General features: G+C 64.2%; 14 protein-coding genes. 2 read left to right on the top strand and 12 right to left on the bottom strand.

Translation table 11 applies throughout. The annotated features are described in order from the left end of the window. Position 1: 1 nt before the first annotated feature. From sctR to BVH06_RS20625, 9 genes are all read right to left on the bottom strand, one after another. Positions 2–655 carry a type III secretion system export apparatus subunit SctR gene (gene sctR / locus BVH06_RS20665; RefSeq protein ID WP_075931599.1) on the bottom strand — a complete coding sequence of 218 codons (654 nt, stop codon included), beginning with the start codon at positions 653–655 and terminating at the stop codon, positions 2–4. Next, positions 652–1,116, bottom strand: a complete 465-nt coding sequence (locus BVH06_RS25145) for a FliM/FliN family flagellar motor switch protein (protein ID WP_083652145.1) — start codon at positions 1,114–1,116, stop codon at positions 652–654. Before BVH06_RS25145 ends, sctR begins: the two co-directional genes overlap by 4 nt. Then, complete coding sequence (locus tag BVH06_RS20655) at positions 1,103–1,819, bottom strand: hypothetical protein (protein WP_075935338.1); 717 nt, start codon at positions 1,817–1,819, stop codon at positions 1,103–1,105. Before BVH06_RS20655 ends, BVH06_RS25145 begins: the two co-directional genes overlap by 14 nt. Beyond that, complete coding sequence (locus BVH06_RS20650) at positions 1,816–2,232, bottom strand: type III secretion system HrpP C-terminal domain-containing protein (protein WP_256575223.1); 417 nt, start codon at positions 2,230–2,232, stop codon at positions 1,816–1,818. The genes BVH06_RS20655 and BVH06_RS20650 overlap by 4 nt, the downstream gene beginning before the upstream one ends. Positions 2,233–2,356: 124 nt before the next feature. Next, positions 2,357–2,803: a type III secretion protein gene (locus BVH06_RS20645; RefSeq protein ID WP_075931602.1), complete on the bottom strand. Its 447-nt coding sequence runs from the start codon at positions 2,801–2,803 to the stop codon at positions 2,357–2,359. A gap of 2 nt (positions 2,804–2,805) precedes the next feature. Next, a complete protein-coding gene (locus tag BVH06_RS20640; protein WP_139315699.1) occupies positions 2,806–4,155 on the bottom strand; it encodes a FliI/YscN family ATPase in 1,350 nt (449 codons plus the stop codon). Positions 4,156–4,160: 5 nt separating this feature from the next. Next, positions 4,161–5,105: an FHA domain-containing protein gene (locus BVH06_RS20635; RefSeq protein ID WP_256575222.1), complete on the bottom strand. Its 945-nt coding sequence runs from the start codon at positions 5,103–5,105 to the stop codon at positions 4,161–4,163. Continuing rightward, on the bottom strand, positions 5,102–7,198 hold the full coding sequence (gene sctV / locus BVH06_RS20630) for a type III secretion system export apparatus subunit SctV (protein ID WP_075935335.1): 2,097 nt from the start codon (positions 7,196–7,198) through the stop codon (positions 5,102–5,104). The genes BVH06_RS20635 and sctV overlap by 4 nt, the downstream gene beginning before the upstream one ends. Further along, the gene (locus BVH06_RS20625) at positions 7,198–8,277 is read right to left on the bottom strand and encodes a TyeA family type III secretion system gatekeeper subunit (RefSeq protein ID WP_075935334.1); all 1,080 of its coding nucleotides are present in this window, start codon (positions 8,275–8,277) and stop codon (positions 7,198–7,200) included. The genes sctV and BVH06_RS20625 overlap by 1 nt, the downstream gene beginning before the upstream one ends. Before the next feature lie 228 nt (positions 8,278–8,505). On the opposite strand from BVH06_RS20625, the gene BVH06_RS20620 reads away from it, so the two are divergent. After that, positions 8,506–9,060: an RNA polymerase sigma factor gene (locus BVH06_RS20620; RefSeq protein WP_075931606.1), complete on the top strand. Its 555-nt coding sequence runs from the start codon at positions 8,506–8,508 to the stop codon at positions 9,058–9,060. A 145-nt stretch (positions 9,061–9,205) separates the two neighbouring features. Here BVH06_RS20620 and BVH06_RS20615 read toward each other — a convergent pair whose 3' ends face one another. After that, positions 9,206–10,429, bottom strand: a complete 1,224-nt coding sequence (locus tag BVH06_RS20615; RefSeq protein ID WP_139315696.1) for a hypothetical protein — start codon at positions 10,427–10,429, stop codon at positions 9,206–9,208. A 315-nt stretch (positions 10,430–10,744) separates the two neighbouring features. On the opposite strand from BVH06_RS20615, the gene BVH06_RS20610 reads away from it, so the two are divergent. Continuing rightward, positions 10,745–11,779 (top strand): hypothetical protein, encoded by a 1,035-nt coding sequence (locus tag BVH06_RS20610; RefSeq protein WP_075935331.1) that lies wholly within the window; start codon positions 10,745–10,747, stop codon positions 11,777–11,779. A gap of 69 nt (positions 11,780–11,848) precedes the next feature. On the opposite strand, the gene BVH06_RS20605 is transcribed toward BVH06_RS20610, so the two are convergent. Both BVH06_RS20605 and BVH06_RS20600 read right to left on the bottom strand, forming a co-directional pair. Next, positions 11,849–14,041, bottom strand: coding sequence for a hypothetical protein (locus BVH06_RS20605; protein WP_075935330.1), 2,193 nt, complete (start codon positions 14,039–14,041; stop codon positions 11,849–11,851). A gap of 10 nt (positions 14,042–14,051) precedes the next feature. Further along, on the bottom strand, positions 14,052–14,531 hold the full coding sequence (locus tag BVH06_RS20600) for a CesT family type III secretion system chaperone (RefSeq protein ID WP_075935329.1): 480 nt from the start codon (positions 14,529–14,531) through the stop codon (positions 14,052–14,054). Between the last annotated feature and the right edge of the window lie 307 nt (positions 14,532–14,838).

The following is a 14,838-nucleotide window of genomic DNA, read 5'->3' as shown; positions in this document are numbered from 1 at the left end:
CTCACAGGTAGGAAAGGAACAGGCTGTCGATCAGCTTCGTCCAGCCATCCACGAGCACGAACAGCAGCAGCTTGAGTGGCAGCGAGATGGTCATCGGCGACACCATCTGCATGCCCAGTGCCAGCAGCAGGTTGGAAACGATCAGGTCGATCACGATGAAGGGGATGTAGATCAGGAAGCCGATCTTGAAGGCGGCCTGCAGTTCGGACAGCACGAACGCCGGGATGGCCAACAGCAGGTCGCTCTTGCTGGCGCTCTCGGCCATCTCCTTGGGCCACATGCGGTGGGTGTTTTCCAGCAGGTGGGTGAGCACGTCCGGGTCGGTGTTGTGGGTCATGAACTGTTGCAGTGGGTCGATGATGCCGCCAGCGCTTTCCTGCAGGCTCTGGGTGCTGGACATGTCCAGGGGGTTCTGGTCCAGGCGCTTCTGGACCTCATGGGCCACCGGGGCCATGACGAACATGGTGGCGGCGAGGGCGATACCATAGATGGCCATGTTCGGCGGCACCTGCTGCACGCCAATGGCGTTGCGGGTGATCATCAGGGTCATGGCGATCTTCAGGAACGCGGTGCAGACGATCAGCAGGAAGGGCACCAGCGACAGTGCGCCCAGGAACAGCGCCAGGAGAACCGGGTTCATCCCGTCCAGAATCATGTCAGCGACGTCATGCGAGTGATCTGCAGGCCCAGGCGGCCGCCCACGTCGACCAATTCGCCTTCGGCGACCACCTGCTCGCCGCTGCATAGCCAGGCCTGCCCCGGCGTGACGCCCTGCACCTCGAGCACCGCCCCATGGTCGAGCCGTTGCAATTGCTCCAGGCTCAGGCTCAGTGAGCCACAGCGCAGCGTCAGGGCCAGGGGCAGATGCGCGAGAGGCGAAAGAGGCTGCCGGTCAGCCAGATCCTCGGGGGGCGTGTCCGTCGACGGCTGCGCCGCTGCCCAGGCCTGCTGCTCGTCATCGGCCCTGTCGACTGCCACGTCGCCCGTATCGTCGGGCGTGATAGTCGTTTGCTGGGCGTCGGGTTGCACCGCCGGGTCTGGCCGCTCATCGAGGTAGGCGGTCTCGCTGGCTTCATTGGCGTAGGGTGTTTCCAGGGTCGGGTCAGTGGTCGTCATGCTCATGGCCGTCGATTTCCAGGTTCAATAGGAGGCGTGTTCCGCATGCCGTTGTCTGCGCGCGCCAGCGCTGCCCGGCGAGCGCCAGCACGCCCTGGCCGTCGCAGTCGAAGTGCGGGTCGCTTGGCACCACCACGTCCCCCGGGCGCAGTGAGGCGAGTTGTTCCAGGGTCAGCTCGCAGCGGCCCAGGATCAGCGGCTCGTGCACCTGCAGGGCGGCCGGAAAGGGGCGGTGAAGCGGGTGCCAGAACGGCGCCTGCAACAGCTGGAGCAGGGTGCCCGCGGCGGCCGTCAATTGGCCGTGGGCGACTTCCTCGCCCAGCGTCACGCGCAGGGCGCAGCGCATCTGCAGGTCCCCCGACGGGGCGCTTTCACGCATCGATAACGGAGCCAGGCAGGTGCTTATCAGCGGGCTAAGCTGCTGACTGATCACCTGCCAGTACCAGGCCTGGGAGTCGCCCGCGACGCTGACCGGCAGCTCACCCAGCAGGCTGAGCAAGGCGCCGGCATCGCTCAGGTGCAAGGCCCCCAGGGCGCTGTCGAACCAGGTGCCGGGGGCGGCCTGCGTCTCGGCTGGCAGCGGCGTCACGCGCAGCTCGCCGCTTAGCCCCCTGGCCTGAAAGGTCGCGCTCAGCCCTACGCCCAGGGCCCGGCTGGCTTGGGCCTGCAGCGGTGCCAGCTGGCGAAGACCCAGCGCGCTCATGCCAGCGCCTCATCGACCAGGGCCAGGCGAACCGGGCTGCCCATGGCCTCGGCCAGCGACGCCTCGCAGGCGCCGCGCTGGCCACGCAGGCGCTCGAAGGTTTCCCGGCGCGCGCAACCCAGCTCCACCTCCCATTGATCGTCGCGTTTGCCGGCGCGTACCTGAATCCGGCCCAGGTTGGGCATCAGCAGGGTAGCCGTGAACGCGCCTGGGGGCGCGATGGGCAACCGTTGCGCCAATTCGTCGACCAGCTGGCTCGCGGCAGCATCGGGCTTGCCGGCCGCGGCGGTCTGGCCGCCTCCCAGGCCCGAGCCTTCGTCCGATACCGCTTGCGCCGGCTGGATCAGTTGGGCGAAAACCAGCCCGTCGGCCATCAACGCCGAAGGCGACAGGTCTACGCCCTGTGTGAGCATGCGCAGGTCGATGTCGCCACGTCGGAGCGGGCCGCCTTGCTGGAGCCTGGCGGCGGCAGATTGCGTTTGGGCCGGGGCTGCCGGCGGGCTGGGCGGCTGCGGCCGTCGAGGCGCCGCGGCGGTTTCAGCTTTCATCGTTCAGGGCCTCGGTAAGGCAGGCGAGTTTTTCCACGGCGCGCTGCGCCTGTCTGGCCTGGTCGCTGGCCTGCTGCAACTGGGCCTGATGGGTTTCGAGAAGGGCCTGCTGCTGGTGGACCTCGTGGCGCAGCGTGGCCAGGTGATCGAGCATGCGGCGCTCGCGGTCATGCCAGCGGCCGACCTCCTCGAACCCCATGCACTGCTGCAGGTGCTGGCTGGCCAATTGCGCGCGGCGGGTGTGCTGCTCCTCGGTCTGTCGCGTGAGCCGCGCCTCGACGTGCTGCAGCTGTTCGTGACTGTTTTCCAGGGTTTGCTGCGCCTCGCGCTGCTGGCGTTCAGCACGTGCCTGGCGGTGCTGGCGCAAGGGTTTGAGCAGGGCGATGGCCTGCTCCAGCGAGGCGCGTTGCGGGTCGATTTCCAGATCGTTTTCCATGCTCACTCCGGTAAGGCATCGGTCAACTGGTTCAACGCCGCCAGCGTGTCTTCCAGGGGCCATGGGCCGCGCAGATCCTGCTGCAGGAACTGGTCGATGGCGCCGTTGAGCTGCACGGCGCAATCGGTGACCGGATCGGCCCCGGCCTGGTATTCGCCCAGGCGCAACAGCATCTCGACCTGGCGGTAGGCGGCCATGAGCCGGCGCAGCCGGTTGTTGGCGCGCTGATGCTCGCGGCTGGCCACGTTGCTCAACACACGGCTGATGCTGGCCGGCACGTCGATCGCCGGGTAGTGGCCACGCTCGGCCAGCTTGCGCGACAACACGATGTGGCCATCGAGCAGCGAGCGCACCTCGTCGGCCACCGGGTCGTTCATCGAGTCCTGTTCGATAAGTACGGTGTACAGGGCCGTGATCGAGCCGACTTCACTCATTCCCGCCCGCTCCACCAGTTGCGGCAGCAGCGTGTACACCGAGGGCGGCAGGCCACCACGGCCCAGGGGTTCGCCGGCGGCGATGCCGATTTCGCGTTGGGCGCGGGCGAATCGGGTCAGGGAATCGATCAACAGCAATACCTTCATACCGCGGGCTCGGAACGCCTCGGCAATGGCCGTGGCCGTGAAGGCTGCGCGTGCCCGTTCCATGCTGGACCTGTCGGAGGTGGCGCAGACCAGCACCGAGCGCTTGCGCAGCGTCTCGTCCAGTTCGTGGTCGAGGAACTCGCGCAGTTCCCTGCCGCGTTCGCCAATCAGCCCGAACACGATCACGTCGCACCCCATATTGCGCGCCAGTTCGGCCATCAGGGTGGTCTTGCCGCAGCCCGCGCCCGCGAACAGGCCCACGCGCTGACCCTCGCCAAGCAGCAGGGCGCTGTCGATGGCGCGGATACCGGTGGTCAGCGGCCGACTGATTCGCGGGCGCTGGGTGGGCGGCAGGGCATCGCTGATGACCGGTAGCGTCTGGCGGGTGTCGCTGGGGCCGGCGAAGGCGCCCAGGGCGTCGCCCAGCAAGGGCCGGCCGAAGCCATCGAGCACGCAGCCCAGCAGGGTTTCGTCGACGCCGATGCGGTGGGCGATCCCCAGCGGTCGGATGGCGGCTCCGACCTGAATGCCCTCCGGGGTGCCCAGGGCGCTGAGCAAGGTGCAGTCCGGCGTGAAACCGACGATCTCGGCGAGAATGTGGCTGCCATCCGCCTTGATCACCTCGCACAGATCGCCCACCTTGGCCGCCGGTACCTGGCACTCGAGCAGGATGCCGCTGACCGCCGTGACCTTGCCACTCACGCGCACGGCGCTGAAATCGTTCAGACGCGCCGCCTGGCGCTGCTCCCACTGTTGCAGGACCGGCAGCAGGGCACTCACCAGCTCACCTCCAGGCGTTGCTCGCCATCGAACTGGATGCGGCCGTTGTCGATCTGTACCAGGCGAATACCATCGATGCGGTCGCCGATGTACATGCGTCGCCCATCGGCCATCACCAGGTGGCCATTGCTGCCGCCGATGATCTGGGTGATCGCGAAGGGCAGACCGCCGTTGCCATTGAACACCCGGTCGTCGATGCGAAAGTCCACCCGGTGATCCTGTTTGAAGCGCTGCAGCATGCGCTGGTAAACCTGCATGCTCTCGCCCTTCAGGCTACCGCTGAGTACCAGCCCCTGATCGTCGTGTTCCAGGCTGACAGCACCGAGCATGCGCTCGCTGAGCATGGTCTTGAGCAGCCGGGCAGCGCTCTGCTGATCAAGGGCTGCCCGCTGATCTTGTGCAGGGGGGGCCGCGGGCGTGGCGAGTGGCGAGGCGGCAGGGGAGGCACTCGGCGTCAGCGTCGCGCTGCTCAGGCTCCAGGCACTGCCCACCACGCCCAGCAGCACCCCTAGCGTGATGCAGGCGCCGCGGCTGAGTAGGGTGCCGCGGGGCGACGATGTAGTGGGGCCCGGTGTCTCGTCGCCCTGAGCGCCTTGCGCGCCATCGTCGGGGGCGATGATCGGCAGGTTGGTCCAGGGCGCCTCGGCAGGCGCGAGGCTCAGCCACACCGAACCCAGGGCGAACTGGGCATGGGGCTGCAGGTCGGCCAGCGGATGGCCCTCGATATCCAGGGGGTGGCCGTCGGCCGCCTCCAGGCGCCAGCCCTCGCCGTCGCGCCGTAGCTGACAGTGGCGAGGGTGCACGCCTGCATCGTGCAGCGCGAGGTCCAGCTCGTCGTCGGCGCCGATAGCCCAGTGATCGCCAATCAGCGGCAGTGCCGCGCCCTGGTGAAGGCCGTTCAGCACCCGTAGTTCAAACAGGTCGTTACCGGATTCGTTCATGCGTATTGCTCGCTCTCTAGGGCCGCTGTTTCCTCCAGTTCGAAGCGGCCGAGGACCTTGACCTGTGCCGAGCTGCTGATCTCCGCGAAGGACAGCACGGGCACGTGATAGAACTCCTCTTGCAGAAGAATGCGCAGGGGGCTGCGCAGATCCTGGGGGACCAGCAGCACGGCGCGCTTCCTGGCGCGCTGTGGAAAGGCCATGTGCAGGTGCTGGAGCAGCAACTGGCTGGTCGCATCACTGAGTGCGAAGAAGGTTTCGGTTTGCGTCTGGCGCAGGCCATCGCGCAGAACGCCCTCGCTCTCGGGGGTCAGCAGCCAGACCTCCAGGCCTTCTGCAGTGGCGTACTGGTGGTAGATCTGCGACTTCAGGGCGATGCGTACGTAATTCACCAGCATGGCGATGTCGCGTTCGTACTGGCCGTGCTCGACCAACGTTTCGGCGATCACCCGTACCGAGCGCAGCGGTACGCACTCGGCGGCCAGCCCCTGCAGCACCGCTGCAAAGCGCGCCAGTGGCAGGACCCGGAGCATTTCCTGGGCTAGTTCGGGCTGCTCGGACTCCAGCCAGCCAAGGATCGCTTTGGTCTCCTGCAGGCCGATGAACTGCGGTGCGCAGGCATGCAGGGTGCGCTCCATGCGCTCGATGATCAGGGTGGCGGCGCTGATCTGTTCCAGCTCCGCGTTGTGCAGAACCGGCGAATCGGCGGGCATCCAGACCCACTGGCCCTCCTGGCGCTCGACGCTGCCAGGGATCAGCTCGTCGAGTTCGAGCTCGTCAAGGGCCTGGGCATCGACGGCCACATGGCTGTGGCTGAGCGTGGCGCGCATCATCGGCACCTCGTACACCGAGAAGCGGAATTCGTCCTCGGGGATGTGTTCCGACTGCTCGATGATGAACGAGGGCAGGGTCAGGCCGTACTGCACCACCAGGCGATTGCGGCGTTGGCGGATCTCGCTGACGATCGTGGCGATCTGCTGCGGGTCCTGATTGGGGTGGAACTGCAAGACGAATTGGCGGCTCGGGTTGAAGGTGCGCAAGTCTTCGTCGCCGTTGAGCTCCGGCGCCACCCACTGGGCTTGCTCGTCCTCCGGTTGCGGTTTGTCGCGGTAAATCTGCAGCACGCCGCCGCACCCGCAGATCAGGGCGATGGTGATGAATATCCCGGTCGGCATGCCGGGCAGCGCGGCGAAACCGAGCATGGCCACCGCCGAGATGATCCACACCTTGGGCTGGCTGGTCAGCTGCTCGGCGATTTCACGGCCGATGTTCGATTGCGGCGTCGGGTTGCCGTCCGGCACCCGAGTGATCACGATGCCGGCGGTGACCGAGATCATCAGGGCGGGAATCTGCGAGATGAGGCCGTCGCCGATGGTCAGGATGGTGTAGATGTGCAGGGCGTCGCCGGCACTCATGTTCATCTGCATCACGCCGATGCTGATGCCGCCGATCATGTTGATGGCGATGATGATCAGCCCGGCGATGGCGTCGCCCTTGACGAACTTCATGGCGCCATCCATCGCCCCGAACAGCTGGCTTTCCTTGGCCAGTTCCTCGCGTCGGGCCCGGGCATCCTGCACGCTGATCAGGTTGGCGCGCAGGTCGCTGTCGATGGACATCTGCTTGCCGGGCATGGCGTCCAGGGTGAAGCGCGCGCCGACTTCGGCGACCCGTTCCGAGCCCTTGGTGATGACCATGAAGTTGACCACCGTGATGATCAGGAAGATCACCGTGCCCACCGCCAGGTTGCCGCCGACCACGAATTCGCCGAAGGCTTCGACGATGTGGCCGGCGTCCTGATCCAGGAGGATCAGGCGCGTGGTCGAGATCGACAGGGCCAGGCGGAACATGGTGGTGATCAGCAGCACCGCCGGGAAGGTGGAGAAGGCCAGTGGCCGCGGCAGGTTCATCGCCAGCATGATCAGCAGGCAGGAAATGCAGATGTTGATGGCGATCAGCACGTCGATCAGCCAGGTCGGCATGGGAGTGATCATCATGAAGATGATCGCCAGCACCACGAAGGCCCCGACGATTTCCGAGCGGCGCATGGCCGCCAGGGCGAGCTGGTTGGCGACATGGATGAGGTACGTCATCAGGCCATCGCCTCCTGCAAGCGGCGCTGTTCTTCATTGACCAGCGCAGTGGACAACAGCAGCAGGTTATCGAGGGCTTTTTGCCGGCTCTTGTTGTCGTTCCAGTTCATGTACTTCAGCTCCTTGAGCAGGGCCAGCAGGCGATTGACCAACGCCAGCTGATGTTCGAGCTGGCGGCCGCCGACTTCCTGCACCAGTTGCAGGGTTTCCTTGGGTTGCATGCCGTCGCTGATGAGTTGCTGCAAGACCTTCACGAATGCCGAGGTCTTCATCTCGAATCCCGGGTTCTTGGCCAGCATTTCGTTACGCATGTGGGCGCAGCTGCCATAGAACTGTTTCAGGAAAGTGGTGCGCTCGATGTTCTTCAGCGCTTCGTGTTGCTGCTTGGGCCGGGCGGTGGTCACCAGGTGGTTGGTTTCCACCAGCAGGTCACTGAGCTGGGCGTCGAAGCCGTGGTCGCCGTCGCTGTCCTGGTCTTCCCGTTCGCTGATCATCCGGGTCAGTTCCAGCAGGTTCACCTGGCCGTTTCCTGACAGGCTGCGTGCGCTTTCGCGGCGCCGCGGGTCGGCGACTGCCGATGCGAACGGTACCCGGGCGCGCAGTGACCGAGCCTGCTGCCTGTGCTGTGCAGCGAACTGCAGCCGCAATGCCTGCAGCTTCCTGGCTTCCTCGAACGAGCGCTCCTGCTGCGCTCGTCGTTCGGCAATGCGCAGCAGGCTCAGCGCCTGGCCGAGGTCGTGCCGCGAGCTATCGAAAACCTGCCGGAAACCGCCGTCGCTACGGGCGCTCTGGCGCAACAGGTCGGCCTTCGACTCCAGGGTCGTGAGCAGCTGTTTGTACAGCTTGTACTGCAGGACTTTCTGCGACTGCAGTTGCAGGGCCTTGAAGCGCAGGTTGCGCTTGTGCAGGCGGATGCTGACCTGACTCAGCTCGGCATTGAAGCTGGAAACCTGCTGCGCCGTGGTGCCTGCCGCCTGCGCGCCACCCTGTTGCCCAGGCGTGCCTGAGGGCCCCGCCGATCCCGGTGTGGTCGGCGGCAGGCGCGTGGGCGCAGTGGTGGATTGAGCACGGTTGATCATGGCGCAGCCTGGAAGAACGAATGTTCAATGAGTGGCGTGGGAGCCGAACCGGTTCCCCCAGGTTGCCGTGTGCAGAAATTCGTTCAGGAAACTGTCCGCTAGCGCAGGATCTTGCTCAAGATGACACGATGGTTAATTGGTATTTACTTATAAATCATTAGCTTATGGCGGCTAATTGAGATGGCATGCATGTAGCTATAGCTCCTGGTCCCTACACAGGAGAATCCCATGTCCGCTAATCTCGCCCTTCGCCATGCCACGCCTCTGCCCGTTAGCCGCACACCCAGCGCCATTCGCCAGTTGACCCAGGCCCAGGTGCAGAAGCTTCGTGCCTTCGTGCACAAGCGCGTGATGAACCCCGACGATGCCGATGACATCCTGCAGTGCACGTTCTTCGAGGCGTTGCGCAACGAGCACAAGTTTCAGCACGCCAGCAAACCGGAGACCTGGCTGTGCGGCATCGCCCTGAACCTGATCCGCAACCATTTCCGGCGTACCTACAACCAGCCTTATCAGGAGAGCCTCGACGACCAGACCAATGTGGCGCATGAGCAGCACATCGACATTGGTCAGTGCGTTGACGGAAGCCGGCAGTTGCAGCGCACGGTGGAAGCCATCCAGACATTGCCCACGGCCATGCGCCAGGTGATCCATGTCAGCCTGGTGATGGACGGCAATTATCAGGAAACGGCGCAGAGCCTTGGCGTACCGATTGGCACCGTGCGCTCGCGGCTGTCGAGGGCGCGGGAGCAGTTGCGTCGCTCGATTGATCCGTTTGCCTGAAGCCATGGCCTGACGACATGTATCTAAGCATCAGAGATGCATGCCGTCAGGCAGTTGAGGTTTTATTTCGGGTCGCTGCTGAACTGACAACAGCACGACCTCAAGGTATTCAGGGCTCGGCCTAGTCGTTCGAGGCTTTGCCTAATCAGATTTTGTCAGCGACCTTGCGCACCTTCTCCGGGGCAGCTTCGGTGTTGGAAAGCTGATTGGTGTAAGCACCGATGAACATCTGTACCGGGCTGAATTTACCTTTCTTGAGCCCATCCACGGCTCCCACGATGGCATCCTTGAACGTATTGGCATAGCCACTCAAACCACCTTTGAGTGCACCCAGGAAGCCATCCTCATCCTTGGAGTCGCCTACACCCTTAAGGGTGTTGCTGAGGATGGGAATGAACCACAACTTTTGTGCCGCAGAGCTCACGAATCCCTTGAAGCCGCTCTTGTTGGTGCCATCTTCATACACATAGGGATCTTTTGTCTTATCGAGGCGGTGATCGTCCTTCAGGGCACCGTAACCTTTTTCGGTGAAGTCTTTCCAATTGCCTGCGGGAGTACCATGGCGGGCGTCACCGTCCTTGGTAATCCCGTAAAGATCGCCTTTGCCGCTGACCTTCTCTCTGGAGTCACCGCCGGCAGTCTTCGACGTGTCGATCCAGTTCAGAACCTTGGCTGCATTGTAGGCCGCGTCGGCTCTTGCCTTGGGATCCTTGTTGTTCTCGGTCCAGTCGCCCAGCTGCTTGTACGCCCCCTCGCGATTAATGTCCTTCTGATCGCCGAGATTTTTCAGAATGGGGTTGGCATTGATGATTTCCTCGGCACTTCGTGTATCACCGGCAGGTCGACCTGTGGCTGCCGTTGGCTTGCTCTTGATCTCCTTCTCCGTCTCTTTGATGGAGCCATCAGGGTTTTTGACCTGCACAGCCTCAACATCGCCGGTTTTTCCACTCGTGGCTGGTCTCTCGTTACCGGTAGTGGCGGTAGGCATCGACGCGGTTGGCTGCCCCGCGCCTAGCATTTGCGCAGAACCATTCTGCAACTTGGCCGTGACCTGCTCCGTGGCCTGTTGAACCAACAGTTTTGCAAGTGTTTTAGCCACTGAGCCTATTACCTGTTCAAGAAGGCTTTGCTTGGAGCCACCGTGGCTGTTGTGACACCGCTGTTGGTCAAGACCGTTACGTGGCCCGGCGCTGGGGCTGCCAAACGACAGTGGTTTGTTGAGCGGACCAAAGTTTACGCTGGCATTGCCCGTGTCTGGCTTGTTTTTACCTGGGGACTTCGCTGCTTCCTCTCGTGAAGGTAAGCCATTAGCTGCGTTACCTGGGTTGTTGAAAGTGGGTTGCTGTCTGTGTGACGGTGCCTTGATCATCATCGCTCTCCGCATTTTCTTTGCATGGGGACTGGTGGTTGGCCGAGTGGCTGCTCGACGAATGGGATCAAATAGTTGTGTGGCAAGCCCGGAGGATCGGTTCCTTGAACTGCCTTGGTCATCGTTAGCCAGATAGGCTGTCGACGTTGTGCAGGGCGAGAAGGGGATCGGCTTGAGCAAGCTGGTCACCGCCCGGTCACCTGGCTCTCCGAGCGTGGCCGGAGGCGTCGGGCAAGGGAACTGTTCGGTGCGGGCTTGCCACCTATTGGGCTCAGCCAGGGCTCAAGGCCCCAAACCGAAGGAGGTATCCATCCGGTGATTTCCAGTCTGGGTTCAGCCGCCAGAACCAATGCCGTCGCCCCGTCCGCGCCGGAGCAGGCGCGTGGCGCCGTCTCCGATCAACTGAAGGTCGCGTCGCACATCGCTGGGAAGCACGACACCGTGTTTTCCAGTGATGTGCTCGACCAACGTTCGGCTTCGCTGACGCCGTTACAACGCCAGTGGCTCGATCGGGCGCGTGCCGCCTTGGTCGGCGATTCCGGGGTTGCGGTGATCAAGGCCGAGGCCAACGAGCACGGTGGGCGTTTCGAATTCGCGCAGATCCTCCATGGTGCCCAGCATGTCGCGTTCCAGCGCGATCAGGCGGGGCGCGGCAGCGAGCTGGCCGTGCTCGACGCGCGGGGTGCTCCGCTGGTGCGACTGACCGATCTCCTGGCGCATGCTGGGCAAGCCCACGCGACATCGCTGACCTCCGCGCAGACGCCTCCCGAGGCGCAGCGGCGTACTTCTCTGGCCCAGGCGCGCGTCGAGCAGAGCGCCGCGCAATCGTCGACCGCTCTGAAGCGCACCGCCGAGGCTGCCGCGATCGCGGACGATGAGCCTGCCCGGCGTGGGTTCACCCCTGTGCGGCTCAAGGTCCAAACGCAGCAGCAAGCCCTGGGTTTGCCGGGTGGCGTGGGGCCGATGGAGGTTCGGCTGGCGAAAAGAACGCGCGAGTTGCATGGCGAGAATGGCGCGCCGAAGAGCGATGCCATCGTCGCCAACCAGGCTCCCGACGGCAGTTGGATCCGTAACGGCGACGTCACGGACAAACTGGACGGCTCGTTCATCTTCGTCAGGTTGCTCGACGGTACCCGGCGCGTCGGCAACGCGGGCAATGGCCAGAATGCGCATTTCCAATTGGCCGGTAGGGCCGAGGCAGTCATGTACGCGGGGCGCGTCGAATTTACCGCTGGCCGGGTGAGCCACTACGACAACCAGTCAGGAACCTACGTGCCACCCGGCGAGCTTTGCGCCCAGGCCGGTTTTGACGATGCGCGCTTCGAGGATGAGGCGCTGAAGAAAACCTGAAGGCGCGCGGTGAGCGAGTGGTCGAGAGCCTGATGGCACGCGAAAACACGCCCAGGCACTCGCTTGCACTCAATTCTCCCGTTCCCGTTGGCCCCCGACATTCTCGCCCATCTCGATGTCCACTGGCGCAGGGCGTTCGCGACGTGCGTTGACCTGGCGTGCCACCTGTTCGCCCAGGCTGGCGAGCCCGCTCAGGGTTTTGCTTACCAGCGCCTCGGTCGCCACTACCCCGGCCTGTGGCAGCGCTTGCTGCAGGCCTCGCAGGCGGTGATAGCCATTCTCCACCGTCCGGGCGTTGGTCGCGGGGCGAGTGCCGTGGGGCAGATGCTCGCGATCAGGGTGGCGAATGTTCTCGACGGCGCTGGCAAGCCGCGAGCTGTCATCGAGCCTGGCTTCATCGCGTGACTGCTTGTTGGCATAGAAGGGCGCCAGAAAGCCGACTGCCTGGATACCTGTCATCAGTACCGAACCGGCCTTGGCTGCCGTCGTGTCGACGCCGGCCCGGCTGATCGCCTTGCCCATGCCGTTGAAGAACATCATCGCTGCCGATGCGCTATAGACCTTGCTGGTATAGGCTTCGCGGCTGCTGGGCAGACGAGGATCCGCGCTGCTCAGGCCCTTGTTCCACACCGATGCCAACCGTGCGTCGAGGTTCGCCTCGGGAGGGCGTTCGGGCACATGGGTGGGCAGGCTGCGACCGTCGTGATCGAAGTGCTTGTTTTGCTGGCCCAAGGCCTGCAGTCCGGACATCGCCGCGCCGCCCATGAACGAGGATGCCATGCCCGCCGCCACGCCGGCGGCGGGCAGGGTCGTGGTCAGCTCCAGCAGCCGGCGTACTACCTGGGCACCGCCTTGGGTGGCGAAGGTGATGCCGTCACCCATGAGCGTGCCGTTGTAATAATCCTGCTGCGCGTTGATGAAGCCTTTTCGCGCCTGCTCCAGCGGCTGGGACGCGGCCTGCAGCTCGGCATCGTTGAACTCGCGGTAGCGCCCGCCCTCGGTCGTGGCGCGGCGTGGGCCGGGAATCACTTCCCGTGGGTCAACCTTGCGCAATTCGTGGGCGCCGACGCTGGCGAGCATTTCCCGGGCTGCCGGCTTGATGAAATTGTCCAGTGTTTCGTGCACCGCGCCCACGGCGGCGCCGCTCGCGGCGGACTGCCTGGCCAGGTCGAACAACGACAGGCGTGGGTCGACATAGGCCCTGGCCAGTACGAATTGCAGGCACGAGGCCAAACCTTGTGGAATGGCCGCGGCGATGAATACCCGGGCGCTGGTGAACAGGCCGCGATTGTGCTCGTCGAGCGTTTGCAGGTGCTGTTCCAGATCCATGCGGTAGAGGCTGTCCTGCAGGGCACTGTCGTGCACGGAAGCGAACGCATCCTTAAAGTGCGCCTGCACCTGCCGCCATTGTTCGACCTGCGCCCTGGCGTGCGCAGTTTGCGTGTCACGCTCGGCCTTGTCCGGCATCTTGCGGGCGCGGCGCAGATCCCGTTCAGCGGCTTGCAGACTGGCGTCGGCCAATGCCTGGCAGGTCGCCAGGATGCGTTCCTTGATGTCCGCCGACCAGCGCTGGGCCAGGGCCTGGAAGGCTTCACGGCCCGCGATCACCTGACGGCGCTCCTCGGCGTTGAGCGAGCAATGCTCCAGTACTTCGTTGTACAGCGCGGCCTGCCCATCCAGATGCCTGGCGATGCGTGGGAGCGCGATGTCCAGAAGCGCCTGCAAGCCTTCGCCGCATACCGCCTGACCGGCGGGCATGGGCTGGCTGTAGTGCCGATCGATTTCGCCGAGCAGTTGCTCCACGCTGTCTCCATAGGGAATGCCGGTGTTGAGTTGGCCCGGCTGGTCGGCATGCAGCAACGTGCTCATGCGTTCGAAATCGAGCTGTGGATCGAGCAGCAGTACACGGCCTTCCAGAATCATGCGCTGGCGGTTCGACTGCAGCGGATCCTGGGCAATCCGCTGTGCGTCGCGAGCCTGGAGCGTGATCGGCCGGGAGAAATTCAACGGCCGCTGGCCCTGGACCAACCGGGCAAACTCGGCGCGCAGCGACCGCAACTCGGGGTGCAGGGTCTCGAACAACTGGGCCTGGCTACGGGGCGGCGGTTGTTGAGCTTGCAGCCGCTGTTGGGTGGTAAGAGGCGGCTGGTTCGAGGGCTTCGCTCGCACAGGGCGCGCGTCGGGGCGCTGGAGCTGCTCCCGTGTCGTGGCGCTGAGCGCTGTGGTGGTTTGCGGGCCGGTGCTGGAGCGGATGATTTCCATCACAGTGGCCTCAGGAGCTACGCAGCGCAGAGCGCGTCAAACCCGCCATGGGGCGCTCGCTGGGCGGCCGCTCCGGGTGGGCCTCCAGAAAGCAGTCACGACGCCATGCCCTGGCCAGGTCGGCCAGCTCCGCGAGCAACTCCACCAGTCGTTCCGCATGCAGCCCCGGCAGGGGCAGGTTGACCCCAAGGGTGACGCGCCGGCTTTGCGGGTTGAGCGTGAAAACCGGCCCGGCGTGGCCGTCGAACAGATAGAAGTTCATCTCCAGCAGCCGCTGGGCCGCCGCTGCCGTTGCCAGGTCCCCGGCAGGCAGGTTCCCCAGGTCGCCGTGCAGCAGTATCCGGCCGCCACTGGCGGTGTCCTGATGCAACAGGGTGAAATCGATACCGTTGAACTCCACGGCGGTGTGTTCGTAAAGGCTGTGAGGGTTGCTCAGTCGCGTCAGGCTGCAAAAGCTGTCGATCAGGGAACGATAGGCGGGCGTACTCATAAGCACCTTCAAGTCAGGGTGAAGATGCGCCATGGGTGGGGTGACGGAGTCGGTTGGTTCCTTGGTTTTTTTGGAAAAATTCAATTAAATCAATTATTAAGGATTTATTTAAGGTCTGTGAACGTTTGATGAACTCATCGCCTGGCCGCCTCTGGGGGCGTACCGATACGGAAGCGATCAGCCTGTCAGGAGCGCTGTCGGAGAATCGCCGGGCACTCGGTTGTCTTCCTGTTGACCAATACCTAACCTCGCCCATTCATGCCTGCCATCTCCAGGCGCTGGCAGGCAACATCCAACCGGAGGATCA

The sequence above is a fragment of the Pseudomonas sp. PA27(2017) genome (assembly GCF_001945445.1).
GTDB lineage: Bacteria > Pseudomonadota > Gammaproteobacteria > Pseudomonadales > Pseudomonadaceae > Aquipseudomonas.
The sequence above is the reverse complement of the archived record's forward strand: the minus strand, read 5'-3'. Positions and strand labels throughout refer to the sequence as shown.